Origin of the sequence: Arcobacter sp., assembly GCF_050300555.1 — a bacterium.
GTDB lineage: Bacteria > Campylobacterota > Campylobacteria > Campylobacterales > Arcobacteraceae > Arcobacter.
The window spans coordinates 1-539 of sequence record NZ_JBNKXY010000372.1 but is presented as its reverse complement, the minus strand read 5'-3'; the positions used below and the strand labels follow the sequence as shown (position 1 = coordinate 539).

Annotated in this window: 1 protein-coding gene; it reads left to right on the top strand. The window is 28.0% G+C overall.

The features are described 5' to 3' along the window. Nucleotides 1-2 precede the first annotated feature (2 nt). On the top strand, nucleotides 3-536 hold the full coding sequence (ribA, locus tag ACQY5W_RS13535) for a GTP cyclohydrolase II (RefSeq protein ID WP_428025493.1): 534 nt from the start codon (nucleotides 3-5) through the stop codon (nucleotides 534-536). The last annotated feature ends 3 nt before the right edge of the window (nucleotides 537-539 follow it).

The window sequence follows — 539 nt, the reverse complement described above, 5'->3', positions numbered from 1 at the left end:
ACCTGCCAAGTAAATATGGTGACTTAAAAATACAATCCTTCCAAGAAGGAATAAAAGATCATTTAGTAATTTTTAAAGAACCATTTGGATTAGCTCCATTAGTTAGAATTCATAGTGAATGCTTAACAGGAGATAGTTTAGGTTCAATGAAATGTGATTGTGGGCAACAATTAGAATATGCGCTTGCTAATATAGCTTACGAAGGTGGAATGGTTATATATTTAAGGCAAGAAGGAAGAAATATAGGTTTATTTAATAAAGTAAATGCTTATGCCTTACAAGATGAAGGTCTTGATACTATACAGGCAAATCATCAATTAGGATTTAAAAGTGATGAAAGAACTTATGAAATAGTTGAATATATTTTAAATCATTATGGAATACAGAATATTCACCTTCTAACAAATAATCCAAAAAAAATAGAATCATTAAAAGGTGTGAATATTATAAAAAGATGGCCTATTATAATGCCTTCAAATAAACATAATATAGATTATTTAAATGTAAAAAAAGAATTAATGGGGCATATGCTCTAAAGG